Raw genomic sequence first — 26,848 nt, 5'->3', positions numbered from 1 at the left:
ATCGGGGATTTCCGGAAGTGTTGATTCCTGTACGACCTCAGGCGATCTCGGATCGATGTGGTGCGGTGATTTATTCCCTGACGAGATCCTTATGGCCTGATCGTTTCAAGTTGGCCTGATACCACATGATCATTCGTCAAATGTTCATATCGAATGGCAGTGTGGATGGAGTTAGTCGTAACCCCTCTGCACCACGTGTACTGATCGTGTACATGATGACGAATGGCTGAACTGTGCGCATGACCCGTTCGGATCGCAACGACGCGACCACGCGGCCCCGCCTCCCAGGCGAAAAGCTCACCCTTGAGGAGTTCTCCGAGCTCGCCGGCCAGGTCGGGGGCTACCCCTATGTGAAGATCGTGCTCGACCGGGACGAGTCGGTGCTCCACTTCATCGACAGTGCCGATGGCACCCTCCACGTCCGCTACATCGCCTGCGAGATCCTCGGCATGTCGATCGAGGAACTGGCGGGCCGGCTCGATTCGTTCAACGACGAGGTATACCGGAATCCCGACCGCCGTTTCTATCTCGGCACCCTCGCCCGCCACACCCGCACCGCGGAGAACGGCCACGGGGCCGACACGTTCCTGTCCCTGGAAACCGTCGACGTCGACACCATGGACCAGGAGATGCTGCGCTTCTTCTACCACCGGGTGCGCGAGCACGTCGACCCGTCGCTGCGGTTGGTGCTCAAGCCGGCCGGCCACCGCCAGGAGGGCTACCTCGCCGGCATCCCGGAGGCGGAGATACCGCGCGTCCTGTCCCACGAGCTCTACTCCGCGGCCTCGTTCGTGCCGCTGGCCGCCGGGACGGCCCACGGCCGGCTGCGGGTGTTCCGCTCGGAGGAGGAGTACCGGGCCGACCCCGAGCCGCTGGAGTGGCACGACATCGTGGTGATGCCCCGGGTGCCCGAGGACATCCCCCGGGTGTCCGGCATCATCCACACCGAGCACACCACACCGCTCTCCCACATCAACGTGATGGCCGCCGGCTGGCGGATCCCCAACGCCGTCGGCATCGGCGCCGTCGACCGGATCGAGCGCGCCGGGCTGGCCGGCCGGTGGGTGCGCTACCGGGTCGACGTCGGCGGCGAGGACCTCCTGCTCGAAGCCGCCGAGCCGCCCGCCGACCGGGGAGCGCGCCCGGCCCCGCCCACCGTCCGGATCACCGTGGACCGGCCCGACCTCGCGCCCACGCCGGTCACCCCGCTGTTCGAACTGCGCGAGGGCGACCACGTCCGGTTCGGCACCAAGGCCGCCAACCTCGGTGAACTCACCCACCTGCTGCAGCACGGCTCGCCCCGCTGGCTCGGCTTCTACCAGGTGCCCCGGCCGCCCCGGGCCGACCTGCTGCGCTACCTGGCCCGGCAGCTCGGCCTCCCGGAGGACGCGGACGGCACCGAACTGGACGCCGCCGCGCGGCTGCTGGTGAAGGAGCACGCCGAGGTGCCGCGCGGGATCGTGCTGCCCTTCTCGCTCCAGCAGCGCTTCCTCGACTCCTCGCCGGAGCTGCGGGACGCCGTCGAGCGGCTGGACTCCGCCCTCGGCGAGGGCGCCCCGCGCGGTGGCGCGGCCGGGCAGGAGGAGGGGACGTCGCGGATCGAGGAGCTCTGCCTCGACGTGCAGCGGCTGGTCCGCGGCACCCCGCTGCCCGAGCCGGTCCGCGCCGAGATCGACCGGGCCCTCGACCGGCACCTGTACGGCGCCGCCGTCCAGGTCGTCCGCAGCTCCTCCAACGCCGAGGACCTGCCCGGCTTCTCCGCCGCCGGACTCTACGAATCGGTGGCCCAGGTCAGCGGCACGGAGGCGGTCCTGGACGCGGTCCGGGAGGTGTGGGCCTCGCTCTTCTCGCCGCGCGCGGTGCTGCTGCGGCGCCAGGCGGGCATCCCCCTGGACCACTGCCGGATGGGCGTGATCGTCCAGGAGCAGGTCGGCGCCACCGTCGGCGGCGTCCTGGTCACCTGCAACCCGCTGAGCCCGCAGGACTTCCGCAACGTCTACCTCAACATCTCGCCGCGCTCGGTGACCGACGTGGTCTCCGGCCGGGGCGCCCCGCTCCAGTACCTGTGCAACACCATGGAGGGCGGCAGCCGGACGCTGTCACTCGGCACCGCCACCGGCGACCTTGACACCCGGACCAAGGAGCTGGTCCGCCGGCTGGCCCTGATCAGCAGGCTGCTGCAGTCGCACTTCGCACCCGACGAGACCTACGCGGCCCCGGTCGACATCGAGTGGGCGATCGAGGGCGACCGGGTCAGCCTGCTGCAGCTGCGCCCCTTCCACACCGCCGGCTGACGCTGCCGGAGCACCGTACGGGCCCCGCCTGTCCAGGGGCCCGTACGAGGCGGCCTCGGCATGCCCCGGGCCGAATGAACTTCCCTCAGGAGAGAGTACGTTGAACCGGATTCTGTACGTCTACGTCAAGGGCGGCGCCCCGCTGGAGTACGCCTTCCCGCGCATCGCCGCCTGCGGCGAGCTGCACGTCCTCGCGCTGGCGCCGCTGCCCACCACCGGGGAGGACGTCTGGCGGCCCAGCTGTACCGGCATCGAGCTGGTGCCCGACGCGCCGCGCGGTGACGAGCTGGTCGACCTGATCGTGGAGCACGCGAAGGCCATCGGGGCCGACGCGGTGCTGACCCTCTCGGAGTTCGCGGTGCTGGCCGTCGCGCACGCCGCGAGCCGGCTCAACCTGGCCGGGGCCGGCGCCGGCATCCTGCGCGCCCGGGACAAGCGGCTGATGCGGGAGGCGTGGGCCGAGGCCGGAGTGCCGGTACCCGGGTTCCGCCGGGTCGACAGCCTCGCCGACCTGGACGCCGCGCTCGCCGACTTCACGCCCCCGCTACTGCTGAAGCCCGCCTGGGGCGCCGGCTCGGTCGCCCAGATCGTGCTGGACGGGCCCGCGGACGCCGCCCCCGCGTGGGCCGGGATCGAGCGCGGACTCCGGGCCGGCAGCCGGGTCGGCATGAACGAGCTCTACGCCGCCGACACCGACCGGGACCGCCTGGTCGAGGAGATCGCCCAGGGCTCCACCGAGGGCTGGTACCAGGAGCCCGGCTACGGCGACTACGTGAGCGTGGAGGGCATCGTCGCGGACGGCGTCTACCGTCCGCTGGCCATCACCGCCAAGCTGCCCACCGTGCCGTCCTTCGTCGAGGTGGCCAGCACCTCGCCGTCCGTCATGGCGGTGCCGCTGCAGCGCCGGATCGAGGAGGTCTCGCGGCAGGCCGTCGACGCGCTCGGGCTGGAGAACTGCGGCACCCACACCGAGCTGAAGCTGATGAAGGACGGCGAGCTGGTGGTCATCGAGACCGCGGCCCGGTTCGGCGGCCTGCTGACGACCCGGCAGGTCGAGGAGGTCTTCGGGCTCGACCCGATCGGCATGCTGGTCCGGCAACTGCTCGGCGAGCGGGTCGACTACCCGCAGGCCATGCTCACCGACGGGGTCAGGGCCGCCGCGTCGCTCGCCGTCGTGCCGGCCGACGCGGCGGGCGTGCCCTGGCGGAGCACGCCGGTCTGGAACCCGCAGGCCGTGGACTGGCAGAGCCTGCTGTCCCCGGGCAGCACCATCGAGGCCGTCCCCGCCTTCGCCATGCCGGCCGGACAGCCGGTGCCCGCCTTCGACCCGTCCGCGGGATCGCGCAACTGGCTCGGGGTCTACCTGCTGAGCGCCGTCGACGCCGCCACCCTGCAGCGCGACTGCAACGCCGTGCTGAACGGCATGGAAGCCGCCCTGCACCGGGCCGCCTCCTGACCCCCCGTCCCGACCACCGAGGTTCCTTCATGCGCGTACTGTTCGCCGGCGCCCCCGGCATCGGCCACCTCTTCCCGCTGGTCCCGCTGGCCAGGGCGATGCGGGCGCTCGGCCACGAGGTCGCGGTGGCCTCGATGGACGGCGGCGAGCCGGTCGCCGGATCCGGACTGCCGTACCTGCCCGTCGCGCCGGGGGTCGACTGGCGCAAGGAGATCCGGGAGGCCGGCCGCACCCGGCGGCCCGACCTGATGCGGCGGGTGGTCGAGAGCAACTCGGCCGACCGCGAGGCGTTCGTCCCGCTGGCGGCCCACGTCAACAGCGCGGTGGCCGACGCCATGGTCGAGCTCGCCGCGCGGTGGCGGCCGGACCTGGTGGTGTACGACTACCAGTTCCCGGTGGCACTGCTCGCGGCGACCCGGCTGGGCGTGCCCGCGGTCCAGCACGACCTGGGGTTCGTCCGCACCCCGAAGCTGCGCGCGCTGATGCTCGCGGAGATGGCGGACACCTTCGCCCGGCACGGGATCGACCAGCTGCCCGAACCGGCGGACACCGTCGACCTCGCGCCGCCGAGCATGGCCGGATCGGAGCGCTACGGCTGCTCGATGCGGCCCGTCGCCTACAACGGCGAGGGCGCCCTGCCCGACCGGCTGGCCGGGCCCGCCGACGGTCCGCGGGTGGCGGTGACCCTGGGCACCGTCGCGCCCAAGACCGACGGCCTGACCAGGCTGGAGCGGGTGATCGCGGCGGCCGCCGAGGTCGACGCGGAGTTCGTGCTGGCGACCGGCGAACTCGACCTCGGCGAGCTCGGCACCCTGCCGGACAACGTCCGCCCGTACGGCTGGGTCCCGTGGCGGGCGCTGCTGGGGACCTGCGCGGCCGCGATCCACCACGGAGGCAGCAGCACCGCGCTCAGCGCGCTGGACGCGGGCATCCCGCAGCTGGTGCTGCCGGACGGATCCGACCGCTTCATCACCGCGGACGCGGTGCGCGAACGCGGAGCCGGGCTCGGCGCGGGCGCCGGGGAGATCGGGCCGGAGCTGCTCGACCGGCTGCTCACCGACGGCGCGCTGAGCCGGGCCGCGCGGGAGGTCGCCGCCGAGATCGCGGCGATGCCGTCGCCGACGGCGGTGGCGGAGCGGCTCACCGGCGCCGCCGCGCGGTAGCGGCGGGCCCGTCCCCGGCGTGGGGAGCCGGCCCGGCCGGCTCCCCACGCCGGGGACCCCGGTGCCTGGTCCGCCGCGGACCCGCACCGGGAGGTCAGCCCCGGCGGTCCGCGTGGTGGGCGACGTAGCGGTGCAGGCCGTCGGGGTTGGACGGGAGGGCCCGGGCGTCGGCGAGGACGGCGAGCCGGGCGGCCCGGGTGGTGCCGAAGCGGGCGGCGGCGTCCTCGAAGGCCATCGGCGAGCGCTCCGGGCGGCTCGTCGGCACCGGCAGCAGCGCCAGTGCCCCCGCGAGCCGGCGATCGTCGGGCGCGGCGGCGGCGGCCCGGTGGACGGCCTGCCAGAAGTCCTGGTACTCGACCTTGCGCAGGCCGAAGGCCGATCCGAAGCCGCCGAGCAGGTCGTCGAGCGGCAGCGGACCGGGGCGCAGCAGGTGGAAGTAGCCGGACCGACGGTGGGTGACGGCGGCGACCAGCAGCCGCCCGACGTGGTCGACGGGGGTGTAGTCGGTGCTCAGGTCGCTGGTGAAGTAGGCGCCGACCCGCAGGCAGGCCCGGATGAGCAGCTCGACCCGCGAGCCGGGGTTGGGGATGCCGGTGCGGGTGGACGGCATGACCTCGCCGAGCCGGTGCACGGCGACCGCCAGACCGCGGTCCGCGGCGGCCTGGACCAGCTGTTCGGCGGCCCACTTGGACTGCCCGTAGCCGGTGTCCGGGGTGCGTCCGGCCGGGACGGGGCGCTCCGGGACCGGGGTGTCCCCGGCCGGCCCCGCCGGGCAGGCGGCGAGGGTGGAGACGAAGTGCACCATCGCCGGCCGGCCGGTGGCGGCGAGCCGGAGCAGTTCTACGGTGCCGGTCACATTGGTGCGGCGGTGGGCGCGGTAGCCGCGCACCAGGTTGACCATGGCCCCGGCGTGCACCACGGTGTCCACCTGTTCGGCCAGCCGGCGGTGGTCGGCCGGATCGAGGCCGAGCGCGGGACCGCTCAGGTCGCCGGGGACGGCGTGGATCCGGTGGGCGGTCCGGTCGGACCACAGCCGGTACCGGTGCAGGGCGTCCACCACCCGTCGGCGGGCCGCCCCCGGGCCGTCGGCGCGGACCAGGCAGTGCACGGTGGCGTCGGTCCGTTCCAGCAGGTCGTGCAGCAGTTGGGCGCCGATGAACCCGGTCGCGCCGGTGAGCAGCACGTGCCGCGGCGGCCCGGACGGGGTGCCGGTCGGCCGGATGTCGACGGGCAGCGCCAGGTCGGTGGCGGGCGCCGCGGTGGCGGTCGGGGCGGCGGGCAGGGCGCGGCCGCCGTCGAGCGCGGCGGCCTGGAGCGCGATGGTCGGCGCGTCGACGATGTCCCGGATCGAGAGCGGGGTGTCGAAGCGGGCCGACACCGCGAGGGCGAGCCGCTGGGCGTGGAGCGAGTCGCCCCCGCTGTCGAAGAAGTCGGCGTCGGGGCTGGTGACGGGTTCCGGCAGCAGGGCGTTCCACAGTTCGGCGAGGACGCGTTCGGTGCTGCTCCCGGTGGCCGTCCAGCCGTCGGGCCCGGTCGGCGAGGCGGACTTCAGGAGTTCCGCGAGGGCCCTGCGGTCCGTCTTCCCGTTGCCGTTCACCGGGACGGCGTCGAGCCTGACGAACCGCTTCGGGACGAGCTCCGCCGGCAGCAGCGCGCGGACGTGCGACCGGAGCCGCTCCTTCGTCAGTTCGCCCCGTACGGTGAAGAAAGCGGCCAGGTGCTGGCCGCCGCCGTGGTCGCTGACCAGCACCTTGGCCTCGCGCACCGCGGGGTGGGAGGCGATGGCGTGCTCGATCTCGGAGAGTTCGACCCGCACGCCGCCGATCTTCACCTGCTGGTCGCGCCGGCCGTCGAAGTAGAGCAGCCCGTCGGCGCCGTAGTGGCCGAGGTCGCCGGTGCGGTACATCCGCTCCCCGGGCAGTTCGGGGAACGGGTTGCCGACGAAGGCCAGGGCGGTGCGGTCGGGGTCGCCGAGGTAGCCGGTGCCCAGGCAGGCGCCGCCGATGCAGATCTCGCCGATCTCCCCGGTGCGGGCCGGTTCCCCGTGTTCGTCGAGCACGACCGCCCAGGTGTTGTCGATCGGCCGGCCGATCGGCACGGGGGCGGGGTCCTCGGGGGACACCTCGTGGAAGACGGAGCCGATCGAGGCCTCGGTCGGGCCGTAGGTGTTGGTCACCCGCAGCCGCGGGAGGAGCCGCTGCAGGGCGCGCACGCTCTCCGGGGCGATCTCCTCGCCGCCGACCAGCAGCATCCGCAGGCTCGCCAGGCCGTCCACCAACTCCGGCCGGGAGTCGAGCAGTTCGACGAGGGCGGTGAGGATGGTGGGCACGAAGTCGGTCATCGTGACGCGATGGCGCCCGATCACCTCGACGGTGGCGGTGAGGTCGAGGATGTCGTGGGGGCGGGGGATGACGACCCGGCTGCCGCAGGTGAGCGGCCAGAGCAGCTGCCACAGCGAGGAGTCGAAGGTGTGCCGGCTGTTCTGCAGCACCACGTTCCGCGGGCTCGATCCGAACCGGCGGCCCATGGCGAGCAGCCGGTTCGCCAGGCCGCTGTGCAGGTTGAGGGCGCACTTGGGGGTGCCGGTGGAGCCCGAGGTGTAGAAGCCGTAGGCCAGTTCGTCCGGGCGGGGCGGCGCCGGCACCGGCCGCGCGGGGAGGGCCGGCGCGGGCCCGGAGACCGGATCGACGGCGATGGCCGGCGCGGACCAGCCGTCCGGGGCGGCGCCGGGGGAGAGCAGGACCGCGGCGGGGCGGCACGCCCCGACCATGGCGTGCAGGCGCGGGCCGGGCCACTGCTCGTCCAGCGGGACGAACACGGCGGCGGAGCGCATCACGGCGAGCATGGCGACCAGCAGTTCGGGCCCGCCGGCCATCACCAGCGGAACGAAGCCGCCCCGGCGCACCCCGGCGTCGGCCAGCCGGCCGGCCAGGGCGTCGACCCGGGCCATCAGTCCGCGGTACGTCAGGGTTCCGCCGGGATGCTCGACCGCGACGGCGTCGGGGGTGCGGGCGGCCGCCGCCTCGACGAGGCTCCAGGCGGTGACGTCCGGGTGGTGGGGGACGGTGTCGCCGCGGAACTGGCCCAGCTGCCGCTCGGTCGGGGCTCGCATGGCTCTCCCTTGGTCGCTGAACGAGGACGGGGGGACAGGGGGCGGGAACGGAGGGCGGGAGGAGGGGGAACGGGATCAGGGGGCGGGGACGGGAACGGGCCCGGCGCGACCGGGCCGGCCCGCGGCCGCGGCAGATGCGGCACGGGCCGGCCCGGGAGCGGTTCAGGGCCTCAACGGGACCGGGGCGGGGCTCAGACCTCGGTGGCCACCCAGCTGATGTACCAGCCGTGGCTCACCGCGTAGTCGACCGTCAGCGGACGGCCGTCCTGCCAGCGGACGTAGATCCGGAAGCCCTTCGAGGTGGGGGTGTAGATGGTGTTCCCCCCGGTGGTCGTCCACATCGAGTCGCGGCCGCAGAGGTTCGCGGTGTAGACCGGCGTCTCGCTGAAGTTGCCGGCGGAGGTGTCGACGTCGATGTAGATGCCGGTCCCGTTGTCCTCCTCGACATGCTGCTGCCAGTCGCCCACGGGCGTGTTGCCGGCGATGAACCTGGGGTTGGACATACCTGTCTCCTCGCTGTGATCACACAAACGGGCAGGGGGGTGGATCAGAGTGGATCGCTGGCGCACCAGGGATCATCCACCGCAGCGAGTCTGAGTGAATCTTCCATTGATCACAAGAGTGCTTAATGCGAGGAATGGAATTCCGGTTGAGAATGCCGATCACGGTGCCGGAGCCGTGAACCGTGGTGCGGTTCCGTCTTCTTGACGCCGCGTGGTTCGATCGTGCTATACCTGTGACTTCTGACGTGATCCGGTCACCGGTCACCCGGGTGTGCTGGTCCACCTGTCTCGGGAAACGCGCCGTCTCATATGCCGGACCGTCATGATCTGAATTCCCGGGGATCTTCCTGATGTGAGGAGCGCGTGATAGGCATGCCCGAATTCTCTGCCGTCCCGGAGATGTCCGCCGCCGATTCCTGGGACGATCTCGTTCCGGTCGTGGAACTGGCGTACGGGGGCTACGGGCACTCCGCGGACTACCACGCCTCGGCGGCGTCGATCTTCGAACCCAAACGATCGCTGGTCGCCCGCATCGGCGGCCGCACCTGCGGCACCTGTGCCGTCTACTCGCTGGAAATGACCCTGCCGGGCGGCCCCCGGGCGGTGGCCGGCCTCGGCTACGTGACCGTCGCGCCCGAGCACCGGCGGCGCGGGGTGATGAGCGGCATGGTGCTGCGCGTCCTGCACACCCTGCACGAGGGCGGCGCCGAGCCGGTGGCGGTCCTCAACACCACCGAGGCCGGGATCTACGGCCGCTTCGGGTTCGGCCTCGCCAGCCAGGCCGCCAAGATCCGGATCCCCCGGCACGCCCGGGAGCTGCGTGACACCGCCGGCGGCGAGCGGACCGTCCGGATCGGCGAGCCGGAGGAGCACTCCTCCGCGATCGCCGCGGTCTACGCCCAGTGCGTCGGGGAACGCCCCGGGATGCTGCGCCGGGACGAGGCCTGGGCCGCCCGGGCCGTGCTGGACCTGCCCGACCACCGCGGTGGGAGCGGACGCCTGCTCTGCCTGGTGGTCGAGGAGCGGGGGGAGCCGTCCGGCTACGCCCTCTACCGGCTGACCGCGGCCTGGGAGCACTCGGTGCCGCGCTACGAGGTGTCGGTGCGCGAGCTGTTCGCGCGCGACCCCGCCTCCGGCGCGGCGCTCTGGCGCGCCCTGCTCGACGTCGACCTGGCCGGCAGCGTGGTCGCCGACCGGCCGGTGGACGACCCGGTGCTCGCCCTGCTCACCGACCCCCGCAGCGCGGCGCCCGTCCTGCGCGACCAGCTGCACGTGCGGCTGGTGGACGTGGACCGGGCGCTGGAGCAGCGCGGCTACGCCGCCGAGGTCGACGTCGTCCTGGACGTCACCGACCCGCTCTGCCCGTGGAACGAGCGGCGGTTCCGGCTGCGCACCGGCCCCGAGGGCGGCGAGTGCCGGCCCACCACCGCGGCGGCCGACCTGGAACTGACCGCCCGGGAGCTGGGAGCGCTGCACCTCGGCGGCACCTCCCTGGTGCAGCTCGCCCGGGCGGGCCTGGTGCGCGAACTGCGCCCGGGCGCGGTCCGGGCCGCCGCCACGGCGTTCCGCCACGATCCGGCGCCGTTCTGCCCCGTCGTCTTCTGACGCCGGGCCGCCCGCGCCGGCCGGGCCGCCCGCGCACCAGCCGGAGCGCGGGCGGCCGACGTTCCCCGACATCCGACCGAGCACCGAACGAACACCGAGCGAGAACCGACCGAGCACCGAACCGAGCACCGACCGACGCCCGACCAAGGAGCCTCATGCCTGGTCCCGGATACGCGCACTTCGGCGCCGAGGAGCGCCGCAACCTCCTCGAAGTCGTCGACTCCTGGCTCGCCACCTCCGACGCCCACTCCCGCCCACCCGGCGTGGACGCCCAGGTCCGGGGCCTGGAGCGGGAGCTGTCCGCACGCTTCGCCAGCCCGCACTGCCTGGCCGTCAACAGCGGCACCTCCGCCCTGCTGGCCGCGCTCGCCGCGCTCGGCATCGGCCCGGGCGACGAGGTCATCGTCCCCGGCTACCTCTACGCCGCCTCCGTCTCGGCCGTCGTCTTCGCGGGCGCCACCCCGGTGTTCGCCGAGATCGACGAGTCGCTGACCCTCGACCCGGCCGACGTCCTGGCCCGGATCACGCCGCGCACCAAGGCCGTCATGCCCATCCACATGCTCGGCGCGCCCTGCGACCTGGCCGCCCTCGGGCAGATCGCCGACGACCACGGGCTGTTCCTGCTGGAGGACGCCGCCCAGGCCTGCGGGGCGACCTACCGGGGCCGTCCGGTCGGCACCTTCGGCCAGGCCGGCGCCTTCTCCACCAACATCTTCAAGGTGATCACCGGCGGCGACGGCGGCTTCCTGCTCACCCCCGACGAGCGGCTCTTCCAGCGCGCCTACTCCTTCCACCACCACGGCTGGTTCCCCTACGGGGAGGAGACCGGCGACGGGGACCGGCTCTTCGGCCTCAACCTGCGGATGAACGCCTTCACCGCGGCCGTCGTCCGCGCCCAACTCGCCCGGTTGGACGCCGTCCTGGACCACAACCGCACGCTGGCCCGGGCGCTGGCCGCGGCGATCCCGGCCCGCGACGGCCTGCGCCCGCGCCTGCTGCACGACGCCGACGGCGACTGCGCGACCCTGCTGGTCTACCTCTTCGACGACGCGGCGAGCGCCGACGCGGTGGCCAAGGAACTCGGCACCCGTACGCTGCTCCACTCGCCCAAGCACTACTACGGCGGCCTGCCCGAACTCACCGCCCTGATGGCCGGCGACGCCCGGCCGAGCCCGTTCCGCCGGCCGCCCGACACGGCCCGGCACGACTACCGGGCCGGCGCGCTGCCGAGGACGGACGACGTCCTGGCCCGCTCGCTGGCGCTGACCGTCGGGCTCACCGACACCTACCTGGGCGCCGACTTCGGGCTGACCGCGCGCAGCACCCCGGCCGACGTCGACGCGGTCGCCGAGCGGTTCCGCACCGCCGTGGCGGGAGTGCTGGGCCGGTGACCGCCGCCGACCCGGCCGGCCGCGGCGGCCGGCCGCACGCCGCCGACCCGGTGCCCGGTGCCGGCCCGGGTGCCGACGACGCCGACGTGATCGTGGTCGGCGCCGGCTTCACCGGCCTGGCCGCCGCGCACGAACTCGCCCTGGCGGGCCTGCGCTGCCGGGTCGTCGAGTCGGCCGACCGGATCGGCGGCCTCGCCGCGACCTTCCCGGTCGGCGACCGGCAGCTGGAGCGGTTCTACCACCACTGGTTCGACTCCGACCACGAGATCTTCCGGCTCTGCGCCGAACTCGGCTGCGCGGACCTGATCGAACGCCACCCCACCCGCACCGGCGTCTACCACGCCAACTCGGTGTACCGCCTCTCCAGCCCGCTCGACGTGCTGCGCTTCGCCCCGCTGCCCCCGGTCGACCGGCTGCGGCTCGGCCTGTCGGCCGTACGGGCCGGCCGGGTGCGGCACTGGCGCGAACTGGAGGCGCTCACCGCCGAGCAGTGGCTGGTCCAGCTGGGCGGGCGTCGGTCCTTCGAGGTGGTCTGGCGCCCCCTGCTGGAGGGCAAGTTCGGCTCCTACGCCTCCGAGGTCGGCGCCACCTGGATGTGGACCAAGCTGCACCTGCGCGGCGGCAGCCGGTCCCGCTCGGGCAAGGAGGTGCTGCACTACCTGCGGGGCGGTTCCGGCGCGCTGCTGGAGGCCTGGCGCGACCGGCTCCAGCACCTGGGCGTGGACCTGCGCACCGGCAGCCCGGTCGACTCGGTGCTGGTCGGGGAGCGGGGCGTGACCGGCGTCCGGACGGGCGGGAGCGTCCTGCGCGCACCCCGCGTCCTGGTGACCACCGCCCCCGGCCCGCTGGCCGGCATGCTCGACGGGGCCGCCGGCGCCCACCCGGCCGTCCCGGCGCTGGTGCGCAGGCTGCGCTCCGTCCCGTACCTGGCCAACCTCTGCCTGGTCCTGGAGAACCGCCGGGCCCTGTCCGACACCTACTGGCTCAACGTCACCGACCCGGCGTTCCCGTACGTCGGCGTCATCGAGCACACCAACCTCGACGCACCGGACCGCTACGGCGGCCGCCACCTCGTCTACCTCTCCAAGTACCTCCCGGTCGACGCCGAGCTGTACCGGATGAGCGACGAGGAGGTCTACCGCCACAGCCTGCCCCACCTGCGCCGGATGTTCCCGCGGTTCCGCGAGGACTGGGTGCACCGCTACCACGTCTGGCGGGCCGAGCACGCCCAGCCGGTGATCACCCCCGGCTACTCCCGGCGCGTCCCCGAGGTCGAGTGCGCCGTGCCCGGCCTCTACATGTCGAGCATGGCGCAGGTCTTCCCGGAGGACCGCGGCACCAACTACGCCGTACGGCACGGCCGGTCGGCCGGACGGCTGATCGCGGACCGGATCCGCACCCGCGGGCACGCGGGGCTCCGCACGGCACCGACCGAGGAGGCGGTATGAACGACCTGCTGGACATCGCGGCCGCCGAGAACCTGACCGAGGACCAGGTGCACGCGCTCTACCGGAGTTTCGTCAGCCGCAGCCAGGTCTCCCTGGTCGGCGCGTTCGGCTTCGGGCACGACCTGGTCGAGAGCGCCGAGGGCTGCTGGATCACCCTGCGCGACGGCCGGCGCGTCCTGGACTTCACCGGCGGGATCGGCGTCCTCAACCACGGCCACAACCACCCGAGGATCCTCGCCGCCCGCCGGCGCTTCGCCGAGCGGCGCCGGATGGAGGTCCACAAGAACTACCTCTCGCCCTACGTCGCGGCCCTCAGCCACAACCTGGCCCGGCTGCTCCCCGGCGACCTCGACGTCAGCTACTTCCCCAACTCCGGTGCGGAGGCGGTCGAAGGCGCCGTCAAGCTCGCCTACAAGTACCACGCGGGCCGCCGCGGCACGGTGCTGCACACCGACATCTCCTTCCACGGCAAACTGCTCGGCGCGGGCAGCCTGACCGCCTCGCCCGAACTCCACTTCGACTACCCGAGGATCCCCGGCACCGACTACTTCGGCTACGGCGACCTCGACTCCTTCGCCCTCGCCCTGGACCGGCACCGGGCGCTCGACGGCGGCAGCGACGTCTACGCGGTGGTGCTGGAGCCGTTCAGCGCCTCCAGCCTGCGCGAGTGCCCGGGGGAGTTCCTGCGCGAGGTCCGCCGGCTGTGCACCGAACGGGACATCGTGCTGGTCTTCGACGAGGTCTACACCGGCTGGGGCCGCACCGGCGCGCTGTTCCACTTCATGCACCACCCCGGGCTGGTCCCGGACGTGGTGACGATGTCCAAGTCCTTCGGCGGCGGCAAGGCTTCCATCGCCGGGTACGTGGCCCGCGGCCCGGTCTTCCGCCGCGCCTACGACAACCTCCAGGACGCCACCCTGCACAGCACCACCTACTACGGCTTCGGCGAGGAGACCGCCACCGCGCTGGAGGCCGTCGCCGTCGCCGTCGAGGACGACTACCCGGGACGCGCCCGCAAGCTCGGCGCCGTCCTGGAGACCGGCCTGCGGGACATCGCCGACCGGCACCCCGCCCTGGTCGCCTCGACCTCCGGGTGCGGCGCCCTGCACGGCGTCTTCCTCAAGGCCGGGCCGGCCTCGCTCGACCGCCTGCTGCCGCTGCTCCCGGCGGCACTCGGACGCGACGCCCGGCTGCGGACCAAACTGATCACCGGCGCGGTGATCGCCGCCCTCTACCGCGACCACGGCGTGCTCACCTTCTTCGGGTCCAACCACGGCCTGCCGCTGATCGTCGCGCCGCCGCTGGTCGCCGAGGAGGCCGAGGCGCAGACCTTCCTCCGGGCGCTCGACGACGTGCTCGGACAGGGCGCGGTGCGCCTGCTCGGCCGACTGGCCAGGGAACTGGCCGCCGGGAGGCTCCGCCCGTGACGATCGACCTCCTGCTGCGGATCTGGACGCTGCGCCACCCCGCCCTGGGCGGCGTGGCGGCCCGCGCGGCGGCCCGCGCCCACGTCCTCGGCAGCCTCGCCGAACTGGCCCCGCACTACCGGGCGGGCCTGGCCGTGGCGCTGTGGCTGGTGCCGCTCGCGCTCCTGCTGCTGACCGGCCGCCGCCCGGCCGCCGCCCCGCCGGACGCCCTGCTGGCCGGGCTCCGGCGGGTGGAGCGGCTGCCGCTGCTCGGGCGGGCGGTGCGCACCGCGGAGACCCTCGCCCTGTACAGCGGGCTGGACGCCGCCGCGGCCACCACCGCCGGGGACGGTCCCGACCTGCGGCCCGCGCGCGTCCCGGCGTCGTGGACCGCCGAGCGGATGGCCGCCCGATGAGCCGGCCACCGCGCCCGATCGACTGCGACGCCCTGGTGATCGGCTCCGGCGCCGGCGGCAGCGTCGCCGCCCTCGGCCTGGCCCGGGCCGGACGCGAGACCGTCGTCCTGGAGGAGGGCCCGCGGGTCACGACGGCCGAACTCGCCGCCGCCTCGCCCGCGCAGAACCTCCGCCGCCTCTACCGGCACGCCGGCCTGGCCCCCATCCACGGCCGGCCCGTCATCGCCTTCGGCGAGGGCTGCTGCGTCGGCGGCACCACCGTCGTCAACGGCGGACTGCTCTGGGAACCGCCCGCCGACCTGCTCGACCGCTGGGCCCACCGGGCCGGCACCGACGGCTACCGCCGCACCGACCTCGACGGCCACCTGCGCGAGATCACGCGTCGCCTCGGCGTCGCCGCCCAGCAGCCCGGCGACGGCAACCGCGACTCCCGGCTGCTCGCCGACGGCGCCGACCGGCTCGGCTGGCACTGGGCCGCGGCCCGCCGCGCCGCCCCCGGCTGCTCGCACGCCAACCGCTGCCCGACCGGCTGCCCGTCCGGCGCCAAGCAGAGCATGCTGCTCAGCTACCTGCCCGCCGCCGAACGCCACGGCGCGCTGATCCGCCCCCGCACCCGGGTGCTGAGGCTGGGCCACCGCCGCGGGCGCGTCACCGAGGTCCACGCCGTGGGCCCCGACGGCGAACCGGTCGGCTACCGGCCGCGCACCGTGGTGCTCGCCGCCGGCCCGATCGGCACCCCCGCCCTGCTCCAGCGCAGCGGCATCCACCGCCGCCGGGCCGGCCGGCGCACCGCCGTCCACGTCAACCTGAAGGTCGTCGCCCGCTTCCGGGAGCCGGTACGGGCCACCAACGGCACCATCTTCACCGCCCAGCTCCAGCACTTCCAGGACGAGGGACTGCTGGTGATGCCCGCCAACCTCACCCCCGGCGCCCTCGGGGCCGCCCTGGCCGGCCACGACCCGCGGACCGTCAACACCGTGCTGGCGGACCTCGACCGGGTCGCCCTGTTCACCGCCCAGGTCCGGGTGGACGGACCGGTCACCGTCACCGCCCTGCCCGGCGGCCACACCCTGCTGCGCCACCGGCTCACCGCCGCCGACGGCGCCCGGCTGCGCTCCGCGCTCCACCGCACCGCCCGCCTGCTGCTCGCCGCCGGCGCCACCGAGATCCACCCGCCGTTCCCCGGCCCCCCGCTGCGCTCGGAGGCGGAGGCCCGGCAGTGCGCCGACCGCAGCGCCCTCGCCGACTGGCCGCTGGTCTCCGTCCACGCCATGGCCTCCTGCCCGATGGGCGACCCGGCCCACGGCGGGCTCTGCGACGCCGCCGGACGGCCGTACGGCTTCGACAACCTCCACCTCTGCGACGCCTCGGTGCTCCCGGGCGCGACCGGCATCAGCCCCCAGGGCACCGTGATGGCCTTCGCCCACGAGATCACCGAACGGCTGCTCCAGACCACCCGACGGGAGACCACCGGATGACGGACGACCAGGCACCGCACCGGCTCCCCGGCGTCATCGAGCCGGACGGACCGGAGGTCGACTGCGACCTCGCGATCATCGGCTCCGGCATGGGCGGATCCACCCTCGCCCACGCGCTGCGCGCCTCCGGCGCGCGGATCCTCGTCGTCGAACGCGGCGACTTCCTGCCGCGCGAGCAGCAGAACTGGTCCCCGGAGGCGGTCTTCGTCCAGGGCCGCTACCGCAACGGCGACCAGTGGCAGGACGCGCAGGGGCGGCCCTTCCAGCCCGGCGTCCACTACTACGTCGGCGGCAACACCAAGGTCTACGGCGCCACCCTCCCGCGCTTCCGCGAGACCGACTTCGGCCCGGTCGCCCACGCCGAGGGCGACTCGCCCGGCTGGCCGATCGACTACGCCGACCTGGAACCCCACTACGGCCGGGCCGAGGACCTCTACCGGGTGCACGGCGCCGGCGGCGAGGACCCCACCGACCCGTGGCGCTCCACCGACTACCCCCACCCGGCCGTGGAACACGAGGGCGCGGTCGTCGACCTCGCCCACCGCCTGCGCGACCAGGGCCTGAACCCCTTCCACCTGCCGACCGGCATCGACCTGCGCGAGGGCGGCGCCTGCGTGCGCTGCGCCACCTGCGACAGCTTCCCCTGCCTGGTCGGCGCCAAGAGCGACGCCGACGTCCGCGCGCTGCGCCCCGCCCTGGCCGGCGGCGACGTCCGGCTGCTGACCCGCACCCTGGTCGGCCGGCTGCACGCCGACGCCACCGGGCGGGTGACCCACGCCGTGGCGACCCGGGACGGCAGGGAGCTGACGATCCGGGCCGAGCGCTTCGTGCTCGCCTGCGGCGCCGTCAACACCGCGGTGCTGCTGCTGCGTTCGGGCCTCGCCAACGGCTCCGGCCAGGTCGGGCGCAACTACCTCGTGCACAACAGCACCTTCCTGGTCGCCGCCGACCCCGCCCGCCGCAACCGGGCGGTCTTCCAGAAGACCCTGGGCATCAACGACTGGTACCTCGCCAAGGGCGGCCGCCCCCCGCTGGGCAACGTCCAGATGCTCGGCAAGCTCCAGGAGCCCATGGTGCGCGCGGCCAGCCCGCACGTGCCGGCCGCGGTCCGGCGCTTCGTCACCGACCGCAGCCTCGACCTCTACCTGACCAGCGAGGACCTGCCGACCCAGGACAACCGCGTCCTGCTGGACGCGGCCGGACGGATCACCGTGCACTGGCGGCCCAACAACCTCGGCGCCCACCGGGAACTGGTCCGGCGCACCACCCGCGCGCTGCGCGCGGCCGGCTACCCGCTGGTGTTCACCCGGCGGATGGGCATCGAGACCAACTCCCACCAGTGCGGCACCGCCGTGATGGGGACCGACCCGGCCACCAGCGTGGTCGACCCGGCCGGGCGCACCCACGAGCACGACAACCTCTGGGTGGCGGACGCCTCGGTGTTCTGCTCGTCGGCGGCGGTCAACCCGGCCCTGACCGTCGCCGCCAACGCCTTCCGGATCGCCAAGGGAGTGCTGGCCTGACGCCGCCCCACCCCGGAACCCCGACGGCGGTGCCGCCCTCGTCCAGGACGAGGGCGGCACCGCCGTCCGCCGCTCGGGCGCTCAGTCGGCGAGCTGCTTGGTGCTGAACGGGATGACGACGCGGTAGTTGACCTCGTCGCCGTGGACCGGGTGGCCGGCCGGGGAGAGCATCGAGTAGGCGGTGACCTGGGCGCGGTAGATCCGGATCGGGGAGTCCCCGGCGAAGTCCTGCGGCGGGCGGGCCCGTCGGGCCCGCGCCGCCTCGTCCGGGTAGCGCCGCCGGTAGTACAGCTCGCAGCCCTCGACCAGGTCCGCACCCTCCAGGACCTCGGCCCGCGCGAGCGCGTAGAGCGCGTCGCCGCCCCCGCCGGCCGGGTTGGAGTCGTAGACCGTCAGCGAGACCACCGGGTTGGCCGCGATGTTCCGGGAGTGGAGGGTGTCCAGCCCCGAGATCCAGTAGAACCGGTCCTCGTCGTCCCAGGCGTGGGCCAGCGCGGACACCCATGGGACGGCCTGCGGCGAGGCGGTGCCGAGCGTCAGGTAGCGGGTGGAGCGGAGGATCTCGCGTGCGGAGGTGCAGAGTTCGTCGTCCGAGCTGGGCACAGTGCCTCCGGTTCGGTGAGCTTGGGCTGCCACGGGTTCGCACAGGCAAGGCGGGTTCGCACAGGCAAGGCGGGCGGATCGATCGCTCCGCCGGGCGTCCTGGGGCAGGGCGCCCCGCGGCCGGGCGCCGGGACGCCGGTTCTTCGCGTCCCCACTCTACCGAGGCCCGGCGACGGCCAGAAGAGGGCCGCCGCCGGACGCCCGCACGATCCGTTCGGGGCGGCCCAGGGCGCCGCTCAGAGGTAGAGCGGATGGAGGCGGCCGGTGCGGGAGACGTTGAGCCGGGCCTCGTGGCCGCTGCGCACGAAGGCGGAGACCAGGCGGCCGCTGACGGCGCCGACCGCCACGTCGTGGTGGGCGGAGGATCCGTCGGGGCCGCCGCGCAGCCGCGGGCTGGGCAGGTGCTCCTGGACCAGCCAGCCCTCGCCGACGGCGCGGGTGACGGCGTCCGCCCAGGCGGCGTCGTCGGTGTCCGGGCCGACGACCACGCCGCGGCCGTTGGTGTCCAGCGGGCTCTTGAGGACGTACCGCCCGCGGTCGCGGGTGATCCGGCGGACGGTCGGGCCGTCGCAGTGGGCGATGTTGCGCGACCACGGGACGGCCGGCTGGACGAGCCGGTGGTCGGCCGGGTCGAAGAGGTCGGCGAAGCGGGGGTCGGAGAGGACGGCGAGGCAGAGCTTGTTGTCGCCGAGGAGCCGGGCGCGCAGGCCGTTCTGTACGAACAGGGCGCGCTCGCGCAGGGCCTGCAGGCAGGGGCCCAGGTCGCCGAAGAGGTGCTGGAGCTCCGGAAGTTGGATCTTGGCGTAGGCGTGCCGGACGGGCTCGCCGTGCAGGGTGGCGCCGCCGTCCGCGCCGGTGCGCAGCTCGCGCGGGTCGGCGTGCAGGACGCGGACGCCGAGCGCGTTCAGGCCGTCGTGGTAGGACTGGACGGCGTTGCGGCTGGTGTGGTGCGGATACAGCAGTGCCACGGTGTCCGGCCGTCGGCCGGTCTCCTGTTCGGCGAGGTCGAGCAGCCAGCGGCCGGTCCAGGTGGCGTCGTCGGCGGGCAGCGCCCGGGGCAGGTCGATCCCCTGCCGGGTGAGCAGCGGCCGCCAGGCGGCCCGGGCCCGGCCGACCACGGCCAGCCCGCCCGGACAGTTGGCATTGGTCTCCAACACGCCCCACCGGCCGTCGGGTTGGGGTAGCAGGTCGAGCCGCAGCACGTGCACCCGGGTGTCGCGGGCTTCTGTCGCCAGGGTGCCCAGCGGCTCCGGGACGGTGAGTACCCGGCGCACCCGCGGATCGTGCTCCCAGGCGATCATGACGGCTTCGAGCATCCGGGTGCAGGCGGCGACGAGGGACTCCAACTCCGCGCGCAGGCCAGGCCGCAGCCGCAGCGGGAGGCCGAGGGGCCGCGCCTTCCCGGCGGCCGGGTCGCCCACGGTGTGCGACTCGGCCAGCGCCCGGCCCTCCGCCGTCCCACCGACCGCGCCGACCTGCCGGGTGAACGCCTCGTCCAGCCCCGGCCAGCTCTCGCCGTCGGCGGTCCTGGTGTCGTCAGCCATGGGAACCATCACGTCCTCAACCGGTCGAGAGCCCGAACGGTGGCCGACGGTAGCCATTCGCTCACCCGGCCTCAAGGGGGCGCGCGGTCACGGTACTCGGCGCCCGGCGGGTTCCGGCCAGGCCCGTTCACCGGATGGTGTCGCCGCGCTCCCGCACGACCGACCAGGTGTCGCCGTCCAGCGCGTGGACGGGCGGCCGGGGCCGTACCCACAGGTGGGCGAACGGCTGGTCGTAGCCCCCGGCGCCGCCGATCACCACCACGTCGCCCGGCGCCGCCCCGGCCGGCCCCGCGACGTCGTCCGCGAACACGTCGCCCTCGTAGCAGTTGGCGCCGAGCAGCCGGTAGCGGCCGTCGAGGTCGCCCGGCGCGGCGGGGAACTCGATCGGGTGCGCCCGGCTCTTCACCGTACGGGCCAGGTTGGTGCCCCCGTCCAGCACCAGGAGTTCGCGCCCGTCCCGGGACTTGCGGACCGCCACCCGGCAGACCAGCGCGCCGTGCTCCTCCACGAGGGAGCGCCCCGGCTCGATCAGCAGGTCCACCTTCTCCGGGCGCAGCCCCGCCTCGCGGCACCCGGCCGCCACGGCCGCCGCGTACACCTCCCACCCGCGCCCGGGGACTCCGCGCGGCGGGAAACCGCCGCCGACGTCGACCGTCAGCCGGCCCTCGGCGGCCTTCGCCAGGTCCCGCAGCGTCTCCGCCCAGAACAGCAGCGCCTCGCGGTACGCGTCCGGCCCGGAGAGCGTCCCGACCCCGGCGTGCACCCCCCACACCGGCCGGTCGGCCCGGTCCAGCAGCTCCCGGGCCCGTGCCACCTCGTCCGGCACCAGCCCGAACCGCGACCACTCGCCGTCGCCGCCCCGGGTGGCGAGCCGCAGGCCCACCGGCGGGGGCCCGTCGGGCAGCGCGAGCAGGTCGTCCAGCTCGGTCAGCGAGTCGACCTGCACGGGCACCCCGAGCCGGGCCGCGAGAGCGAGTTCCGCCGGGCTCTTCACCGGCCCGTCGAAGACGATCCGCCCGGGTGCGAAGCCGTCCGACAGGGCCAGGGACAGCTCCGCCCCCGACACCACCTCCGCCGTCCCGCCGAGTGCGGCCAGCCGCCGGGTCACCGCCGCCAGCGGATTGGTCTTGTACGAGTACGCCACCGTCAGGTTCGGGAACTCCCGCCGCCAGACCCGCTCCATCTCCCGGTAGTCGGCGCCGAGTCGCTCCAGGTCGAACAGGTAGAACGGCGTCGCGCAGCGCTCCGCCACCTCCAGCGCCCCAGCCCGCAGACGATCGTTCAGCACGGTGCACCCACCTCCCGGCACGGTTCGTACGGCCGTGAAGCACGATAGGCCAGCGCCCCCGGGTTGTCAGTGCCACCTCAGGGGAGTCGTGGTGGGGCGGGTGCCTGGAGGGGCCCCGAGCGGTTGTGGCCGTAACCCCGGGCGGTGCAAGGGCGTTGGGAAGCCGAGGCGGTGGAGCGGGAGGAGCGTGCGATGGCCGGGACTGTTGCCGCGGACGTGTGGATCGTCGGCCGGGGCGAGAGCTACGCCGAGCTGCGGATGCTCGGTGACGAGCTCGGCGGGCGCGGGCTGCGCGCCGAGGTGGTGGACTGGGACGGGCTGACGCCCAGTTGCGAGCCGCCGGGGGCGCTGCGGGCCGACGGCGGCTTCCAGGTGCCCCGGCTGGCCGTCATCGGGTCGATGGTCTTCACCCGGCAGCCGGCGGCGGGCCTGGCGGACCTCCAGGCCGCGCTCGGGCTCCTGGAGGACGGGGGCGCGCGCCTGGTGAACCCGGCGGCGAGCCTGGCCGCGTACCGCAACAAGCTCCGGCAGACGGCCGCGCTCGCCGCGGCCGGGCTGCCGGTGCCGCCGACCCGGGCGGCACGGAGCGTGGCGCAGGTCAGCGCCTGCGTCGCCGAGTGGGGGGACGTGGTGGTCAAGCCGAGCTACGGCCACGCCTCGGTCGACGTACTGCGGCTGCGCCCGGGGGTGCACGGCGGCGAGGTGCCGGGCGGGCTCGGCAGGCGCTCGGGCATCCTGGTCTGGCACCTGCTGGACCGTCACGGGGTGCTCTGCGTACAGCGTTTCGTCACCAACCCGGGGCGCGACCTGCGGCTGGTGGTACTCGGCGGGCGGGTGGCGGCGTGCTACTACCACGTGAGCACCGCGCCGGACGGCGACACCCACCACCCGCTCTACCCGTTCCGCTGGGAGCGCGCCGAACGCAAGCCGGAGATCGAGGAGTTGGCGCTCCGGGCGGTGGCGGTGCTGGGTTTCGACGTCGCCTCGCTGGACCTTCTGGAGGGGCCGGACGGGCCAGTGGTCGTCGAGGTGAACCCGAGCGTCTCGGCCTGGGCGTCGGTGGAGCGGACCGAGTACGACCGGACACCCGACGGGATCACCCGGGCCTACGCCGACCTGCTGTGCGAGCGGCTGGCGGAGCGGGCGTGACGCACCCGGGGCACGGCTCGCGCGGCCCCTTCCGCAGCCACGCCGAGACCGTCCTCGACCTGCTGGGGCACGACCCGGGCCGGGAGGCCGTCGTGCACGGCGGCCGGCGCGTCACCGCGGGCGAGCTGCGCGACCTCGCGCTGCGCACCGCCCGGGCCCTGCGGGCGCGGGGGCTCGGCCCCGGCCGGACGGTCACCCTGCTGGCCGGCAACCTCCCGGAGACCCTCGCCGCCCGGTACGCGGCCCACCTGTTGGGCTGCCGGGTCGTCCACCTCTTCGGCGAGCCGCCGGCCGCGGTGCACGCGGCCATCGCCCGCGACGTCGAGACCGGGGCGCTGGTCGCCGACCCCCGGTCCGCGGCGCGCGCCGCCGAACTGGCCGCGGCGGCCGGGGTGGCCGACCTGGCCACCCTCGGCCCGGCCGACGCGGGCGAGGACCTGCTGGCGGCGGCCGCCCGGGAACCGGCCGAGATCGTCCCCGGCGCCGTCCGGGCGCAGGACGTCTGCCAGGTCCGCCACACCGGAGGCACCACCGGCCCGCCCAAGGGCGTCTGCCTCAGCTACGCCCAGGCGGGCTCCTGGCGGCGGGCGCCGGGCCCGGCCCACCGCCTCCTGGTCTGCACCACGCTCGCCCATGCCGCCGGCCGGCTCGCCGACCGGACGCTCGCCGCCGGCGGCACCGTCGTACTGCTGGACGGCTTCGAGCCCGGCGAGGTGCTGGCGGCGGTCGAACGCGAGCGGATCACCCGGCTCTTCCTGATGCCGCCGCACCTCTACCGGCTCCTGGACCACCCCGACCTCGGGCGGCGCGACCTCACCAGCCTCACCAGCCTGCCCTACGGCGCCACCCGGGCGTCCCCGGCCAGGCTGGCCGACGCCGTCCGCCGGCTGGGCCCCGTTCTCTACCAGATCTACGGCCAGACGGAGGCCGGCAGCATCAGCCAGCTGGACGCCGCGGACCACGACCCCCGCCACCCGGACCGGCTGCGCTCGGCGGGCCGCCCGCTGCCCGGCGTCGAGGTGGCGATCCGCGACGAGGCGGGCCGCGACCTGCCCGCGGGCGCGGTCGGCGAGATCTGCGTCCGCTCGGAGCGGGTCATGCGCGGCTACTGGAAGCAGCCCGCGCTGACCGCCGAGGTGCTGCGCGACGGCTGGCTGCACACCGGGGACCTCGGCCGGCTGGACCGCGACGGCTACCTCACCGTGGTCGACCGGATCGGCGACAGACTCGTCGTGCTGGGCGGGCACGTCCATCCCGCCGAGGTGGAGGACGTCCTCGACTCCTGCCCCGGCGTGCGGCAGAGCGCCGTCTTCGGGATCCTGGACGCCGACCGGATGGACCAGGTGCACGCCGTGGTCGTCCCCGAGCCCGGCCGGGTCCTCGACGAGGCGCGGCTGCGCGGTGCGGTGCGGCGCGGGCTCGGCGCCCCGCACGTCCCGGCGCGGATCACCTTCGCCGCCGCGCTCCCGCTGACCGGGGTGGGAAAGCCGGACAAGAAACTCCTGCGCCGCCGGGCCGAGGAGAGCGCTCGAACGGGAGAGGGCGGGGCATGACGAGCCGTCGCGCGGACCATGGGCAGCCGGCCGAGGAGGGGCCGGACGGTTACACCTGGCCGGGACTGGACGCGGAGTTCACCGAGCGGGTCGCGGCGCTCGCCGCCACCGCCGAGGGCCGCGAGCTGGCCGGCTCGGTCGTCTTCCGGCAGGGCGACGCCCTGCGGGTGGGCCACCAGGGCGTCCCCCTGCGGCTGCGCCCCGGCGTGCGCGCCGAGCTGACGGCCCTCGTCGCCGCCTACCACCGGCTGATCGAGACGATCGTGGCCGCCTACGGCCGGGACCGCCGGCTCCGGGAGGTGCTCACCCTCCCCGAACCGCTGCGCGGCGAGGCGGCCGCCGCCCGCGACGACCGGGTGCACCTGCTGCGCCTCGACCTGCTCCCGCAGTCCGACGGGACGGTGCGGATCCTGGAGACCAACGCCAACTGCCCCGGCGGCCTGCACGTCAGCGGCCAGGGCCGGGCCGCCTGGCGCCCGCTGCTGAGCCGGCACGGGATCGACCTGCCCGCCCCGCTGCCGTCCGAGGCCGGCGACTGGCTGGGCCGGTGGTTCCTCGACACCGCCGAACGGCACACCGGACGCCGGCCGCACACCGTCGCCGTGCTCTGCCCCGAGGGCGCCAACCGCACCGAGGTCCCGGAGTACGGCGAGGCGCTCACCGCGCTGGGCGCGCGCGTCCTGCACGCCGACCCGCGCGAGCTGGACACCGGGCCGGACGGCGGCGCCGTGCTGCGCGGGGAGGAGGTGCGGTACGCCTACGCCAAGATCGGCATGCAGGACCTGGCGCGGCTGAGCGGCGAGGTCGGCCCCTACCTGCGGGCCGTGCGCGAGGGGGCGCTGTTCGTGCAGAACGGCGTGCGCGGCCGACTGGTCGGCGACAACAAGCTCTGCCTCGCCGTGCTGTCCGACCCGGCCTTCGCCGACCTGTTCGGTCCGGCCGACCACCGGCGGGTGCGTCCGGCCGTCCCGTGGTCGCGCAACCTCGCCCGCTGTGACGACGCCACCGTCCGCGCGGTCGCCCGCGACCGCGAGCGCTACGTGCTCAAGCGCCCGCTGGACACCCGGGGCCGCGGGGTGGTGATCGGCCGGGAGAGCGACGACGCGGCCTGGCGGGAGGCGGTCGACCGGGCGGGCGCCGAGGGCTGGCTGGTCCAGGAGTACCTGCCCAGCCCGCGGCTGCGCACCGCCCCGGACGGACCGGCGCTCCGCCACGACCTGGCCCTCGGCGCGGTGGACGGCCGGCTCGCGGCCGCGTTCGTCCGCACCGGCGACGGGGAGCGCCTCAACGTCGCCCGCTCGGGCTGCCCGCACTCGGTGTACCTGTGACCGGACGGCGACGGGCGAACCGTCCCGGCCGACTTCGACCGGATCCCGAGGCGGCCGCGACGGCACCGTGCCACGACCTACTGCGGGCCGTAACCCCCGTTGCCCGCCCGCCCGGTACCGCATGCCCCGTCGTCGTGCCCCCGCCGGTCAGGGACTGCCGCCGTGCGCAGTGGCGGCCCGCCGGGCGAGGGAGGTGGTGGAGTGCCCGTCGAGGTAGGGCAGGACGACGGCGTGGCCGTCCCAGCCGCGCAGGACGGCCCGTTCGGGCAGCGTCTCGGCGGTGTAGTCGCCGCCCTTGACCCACAGGTGGGGCCGCAGCCGCCCGAGCACGCGGTCCGGGGTGTCCTCGTCGAAGACCTCCACCGCGTCGACGCAGCCGAGGCCGGCCAGCACCCGGGCCCGGTTCTCGGCGGCGTTGATCGGCCGTCCGGGGCCCTTGAGCCGCCGGACGGAGGCGTCGGAGTTGAGGCACACGATCAGGCAGTCGCCGAGCCGCCGGGCGGACTCCAGCAGGGCCACGTGTCCGGGGTGCAGCAGGTCGAAGCAGCCGCCGGTGGCGACCACCGTGCCGCCCCGCGCGCGGACCGACCGGGCCAGCCGCGCGGCGTCGGACGTGGCCCGGCGGGCCGGGACGCGGTCGGCCGCGGGCTCGTGCTCCCAGAGCGCCGGGTCGCCCACGCCGCCGCGGGCGACGAAGTCCGTGGCCGCCGTGACGCCGCGGTGCACGGCCTCCTCGGGCAGACCGCCGTCGGCGAGCGCGGCGGTCACCGTGGCGGCGAAGCAGTCCCCGGCGCCGCAGGTGTCGCCCGCCGCCTGGTACGGGGCCGGCAGCAGGATCGGGCTGTCCGGGCCGCGGCTGAGCAGGGCGCCGAGCGGCCCGAGGGTCACCGCGACACCGGCGGCCCGCCAGTGGCGGGTGAGCAGGGCGGCGCGGCGGGTGTGCGCGGGAAGGTCCTCGCCCGGCGGCTCGCCCGGCGCGAGCGCGGCGCTGAACAGGCGGGCCTCGGCGGCGTTCGGGGTGGCGAGCCGCACACCGGGCACCGGCGGGCCACCGCGGGGGTGCGGGTCCCACACCACCGGGACGCGGTCGGCCACCGCGGCCAGCAGCGTCCGCAGCCGGTCGGCCGTGCCCGTGCCGTAGTCGGAGACCAGCACCGCCCCGGCGGCCGCGATCGCCTTGCGGACGGCGTCCGTCGGCGCGCCGGGCACGCCGCCGCCCCGGTCGATCCGGACCAGCGGCCGGCCGCCGGTGCGGACACGGGTCTTGACGGGCAGGTCGCCGTCCAGGGGGAGCCCGGCGAGGACGACCCGGTCCGCGAGCAGACGCCGTAGCTCGGTCGAGGCCTCGCCGTCGCCGACCGCCGTCACCAGGACGACCTCGCGGCCGCCGCTCGCCGCCAGCCAGGCGGCCAGCGCGGCGCCACCGGGCCGGTGCCGCTCGCCGGTCACGTCCACCACCGGCACGGGCGCGTCGGGGGCGAGCCGGGTCGCCTCCCCGTCGATGTCGCAGTCGAGCAGGCTGTCCCCGACGACGACCAGCGGACCGCGCCGGTCCGTACGCCGGACCGCGACGCCGCTCATGCCGGCC

General features: G+C 75.1%; 19 protein-coding genes. 13 read left to right on the top strand and 6 right to left on the bottom strand.

The window, feature by feature from the left end; translation table 11 throughout:
• The first annotated feature begins 239 nt into the window (after positions 1 to 239).
• From ACIQI7_RS13585 to ACIQI7_RS13575, 3 genes are all read left to right on the top strand, one after another.
• Complete coding sequence (locus tag ACIQI7_RS13585; protein ID WP_401108628.1) at positions 240 to 2,294, top strand: PEP/pyruvate-binding domain-containing protein; 2,055 nt, start codon at positions 240 to 242, stop codon at positions 2,292 to 2,294.
• A gap of 100 nt (positions 2,295 to 2,394) precedes the next feature.
• Entirely contained in the window at positions 2,395 to 3,750 is a 1,356-nt protein-coding gene (locus ACIQI7_RS13580) for an acetyl-CoA carboxylase biotin carboxylase subunit family protein (RefSeq protein WP_401108625.1), read from the top strand.
• Between the two features lie 29 nt (positions 3,751 to 3,779).
• A complete protein-coding gene (locus ACIQI7_RS13575; RefSeq protein ID WP_401108623.1) occupies positions 3,780 to 4,913 on the top strand; it encodes a nucleotide disphospho-sugar-binding domain-containing protein in 1,134 nt (377 codons plus the stop codon).
• Between the two features lie 94 nt (positions 4,914 to 5,007).
• Here ACIQI7_RS13575 and ACIQI7_RS13570 read toward each other — a convergent pair whose 3' ends face one another.
• Positions 5,008 to 8,025, bottom strand: coding sequence for an amino acid adenylation domain-containing protein (locus ACIQI7_RS13570; protein WP_401108620.1), 3,018 nt, complete (start codon positions 8,023 to 8,025; stop codon positions 5,008 to 5,010).
• 191 nt (positions 8,026 to 8,216) lie between these two features.
• Positions 8,217 to 8,528, bottom strand: coding sequence for a hypothetical protein (locus ACIQI7_RS13565; protein WP_355269781.1), 312 nt, complete (start codon positions 8,526 to 8,528; stop codon positions 8,217 to 8,219).
• A gap of 372 nt (positions 8,529 to 8,900) precedes the next feature.
• Between ACIQI7_RS13565 and ACIQI7_RS13560 the strand changes: the two genes are divergently transcribed.
• The 7 genes from ACIQI7_RS13560 to ACIQI7_RS13530 all read left to right on the top strand — a co-directional run bounded on the left by ACIQI7_RS13560 (position 8,901) and on the right by ACIQI7_RS13530 (position 17,795).
• Positions 8,901 to 10,133, top strand: coding sequence for a GNAT family N-acetyltransferase (locus tag ACIQI7_RS13560; protein WP_401108617.1), 1,233 nt, complete (start codon positions 8,901 to 8,903; stop codon positions 10,131 to 10,133).
• Positions 10,134 to 10,288: 155 nt separating this feature from the next.
• Entirely contained in the window at positions 10,289 to 11,524 is a 1,236-nt protein-coding gene (locus tag ACIQI7_RS13555) for a DegT/DnrJ/EryC1/StrS family aminotransferase (RefSeq protein ID WP_401108614.1), read from the top strand.
• Positions 11,521 to 12,972, top strand: coding sequence for an NAD(P)/FAD-dependent oxidoreductase (locus tag ACIQI7_RS13550; RefSeq protein WP_401108611.1), 1,452 nt, complete (start codon positions 11,521 to 11,523; stop codon positions 12,970 to 12,972). Before ACIQI7_RS13555 ends, ACIQI7_RS13550 begins: the two co-directional genes overlap by 4 nt.
• Entirely contained in the window at positions 12,969 to 14,399 is a 1,431-nt protein-coding gene (locus tag ACIQI7_RS13545) for an aspartate aminotransferase family protein (RefSeq protein ID WP_401108609.1), read from the top strand. Before ACIQI7_RS13550 ends, ACIQI7_RS13545 begins: the two co-directional genes overlap by 4 nt.
• Positions 14,396 to 14,794, top strand: a complete 399-nt coding sequence (locus ACIQI7_RS13540; RefSeq protein WP_401108606.1) for a hypothetical protein — start codon at positions 14,396 to 14,398, stop codon at positions 14,792 to 14,794. The genes ACIQI7_RS13545 and ACIQI7_RS13540 overlap by 4 nt, the downstream gene beginning before the upstream one ends.
• Positions 14,791 to 16,272 (top strand): GMC family oxidoreductase N-terminal domain-containing protein, encoded by a 1,482-nt coding sequence (locus ACIQI7_RS13535; RefSeq protein WP_401108604.1) that lies wholly within the window; start codon positions 14,791 to 14,793, stop codon positions 16,270 to 16,272. The genes ACIQI7_RS13540 and ACIQI7_RS13535 overlap by 4 nt, the downstream gene beginning before the upstream one ends.
• Positions 16,269 to 17,795, top strand: a complete 1,527-nt coding sequence (locus tag ACIQI7_RS13530) for a GMC oxidoreductase (RefSeq protein WP_401108601.1) — start codon at positions 16,269 to 16,271, stop codon at positions 17,793 to 17,795. Before ACIQI7_RS13535 ends, ACIQI7_RS13530 begins: the two co-directional genes overlap by 4 nt.
• An 81-nt stretch (positions 17,796 to 17,876) precedes the next feature.
• On the opposite strand, the gene ACIQI7_RS13525 is transcribed toward ACIQI7_RS13530, so the two are convergent.
• From ACIQI7_RS13525 to ACIQI7_RS13515, 3 genes are all read right to left on the bottom strand, one after another.
• On the bottom strand, positions 17,877 to 18,398 hold the full coding sequence (locus ACIQI7_RS13525) for a pyridoxamine 5'-phosphate oxidase family protein (RefSeq protein ID WP_401108599.1): 522 nt from the start codon (positions 18,396 to 18,398) through the stop codon (positions 17,877 to 17,879).
• A gap of 236 nt (positions 18,399 to 18,634) precedes the next feature.
• On the bottom strand, positions 18,635 to 19,942 hold the full coding sequence (locus tag ACIQI7_RS13520) for a hypothetical protein (protein ID WP_401108596.1): 1,308 nt from the start codon (positions 19,940 to 19,942) through the stop codon (positions 18,635 to 18,637).
• A 127-nt stretch (positions 19,943 to 20,069) separates the two neighbouring features.
• On the bottom strand, positions 20,070 to 21,230 hold the full coding sequence (locus tag ACIQI7_RS13515; protein WP_401108593.1) for a hypothetical protein: 1,161 nt from the start codon (positions 21,228 to 21,230) through the stop codon (positions 20,070 to 20,072).
• 192 nt (positions 21,231 to 21,422) lie between these two features.
• Here ACIQI7_RS13515 and ACIQI7_RS13510 point away from each other — a divergent pair, with 192 nt between their 5' ends.
• From ACIQI7_RS13510 to ACIQI7_RS13500, 3 genes are read left to right on the top strand one after another with little or no spacing between them, the layout of a single operon-like run.
• Positions 21,423 to 22,379, top strand: coding sequence for a RimK family alpha-L-glutamate ligase (locus ACIQI7_RS13510; RefSeq protein ID WP_401108592.1), 957 nt, complete (start codon positions 21,423 to 21,425; stop codon positions 22,377 to 22,379).
• Entirely contained in the window at positions 22,376 to 23,932 is a 1,557-nt protein-coding gene (locus ACIQI7_RS13505) for an AMP-binding protein (protein ID WP_401108589.1), read from the top strand. The genes ACIQI7_RS13510 and ACIQI7_RS13505 overlap by 4 nt, the downstream gene beginning before the upstream one ends.
• Positions 23,929 to 25,260 carry a hypothetical protein gene (locus ACIQI7_RS13500; RefSeq protein ID WP_401108586.1) on the top strand — a complete coding sequence of 444 codons (1,332 nt, stop codon included), beginning with the start codon at positions 23,929 to 23,931 and terminating at the stop codon, positions 25,258 to 25,260. The genes ACIQI7_RS13505 and ACIQI7_RS13500 overlap by 4 nt, the downstream gene beginning before the upstream one ends.
• 147 nt (positions 25,261 to 25,407) lie before the next feature.
• Here the strand turns inward: ACIQI7_RS13500 and ACIQI7_RS13495 are convergent, their stop codons facing one another.
• Positions 25,408 to 26,841: a PfkB family carbohydrate kinase gene (locus ACIQI7_RS13495; protein ID WP_401108583.1), complete on the bottom strand. Its 1,434-nt coding sequence runs from the start codon at positions 26,839 to 26,841 to the stop codon at positions 25,408 to 25,410.
• Positions 26,842 to 26,848 lie beyond the last annotated feature (7 nt).

It is taken from the genome of Kitasatospora sp. NPDC092039 (assembly GCF_044756065.1).
GTDB lineage: Bacteria > Actinomycetota > Actinomycetes > Streptomycetales > Streptomycetaceae > Kitasatospora.
Note: the sequence above shows the minus strand (reverse complement) of the source record. Positions and strands in the feature narration are given on the sequence as shown.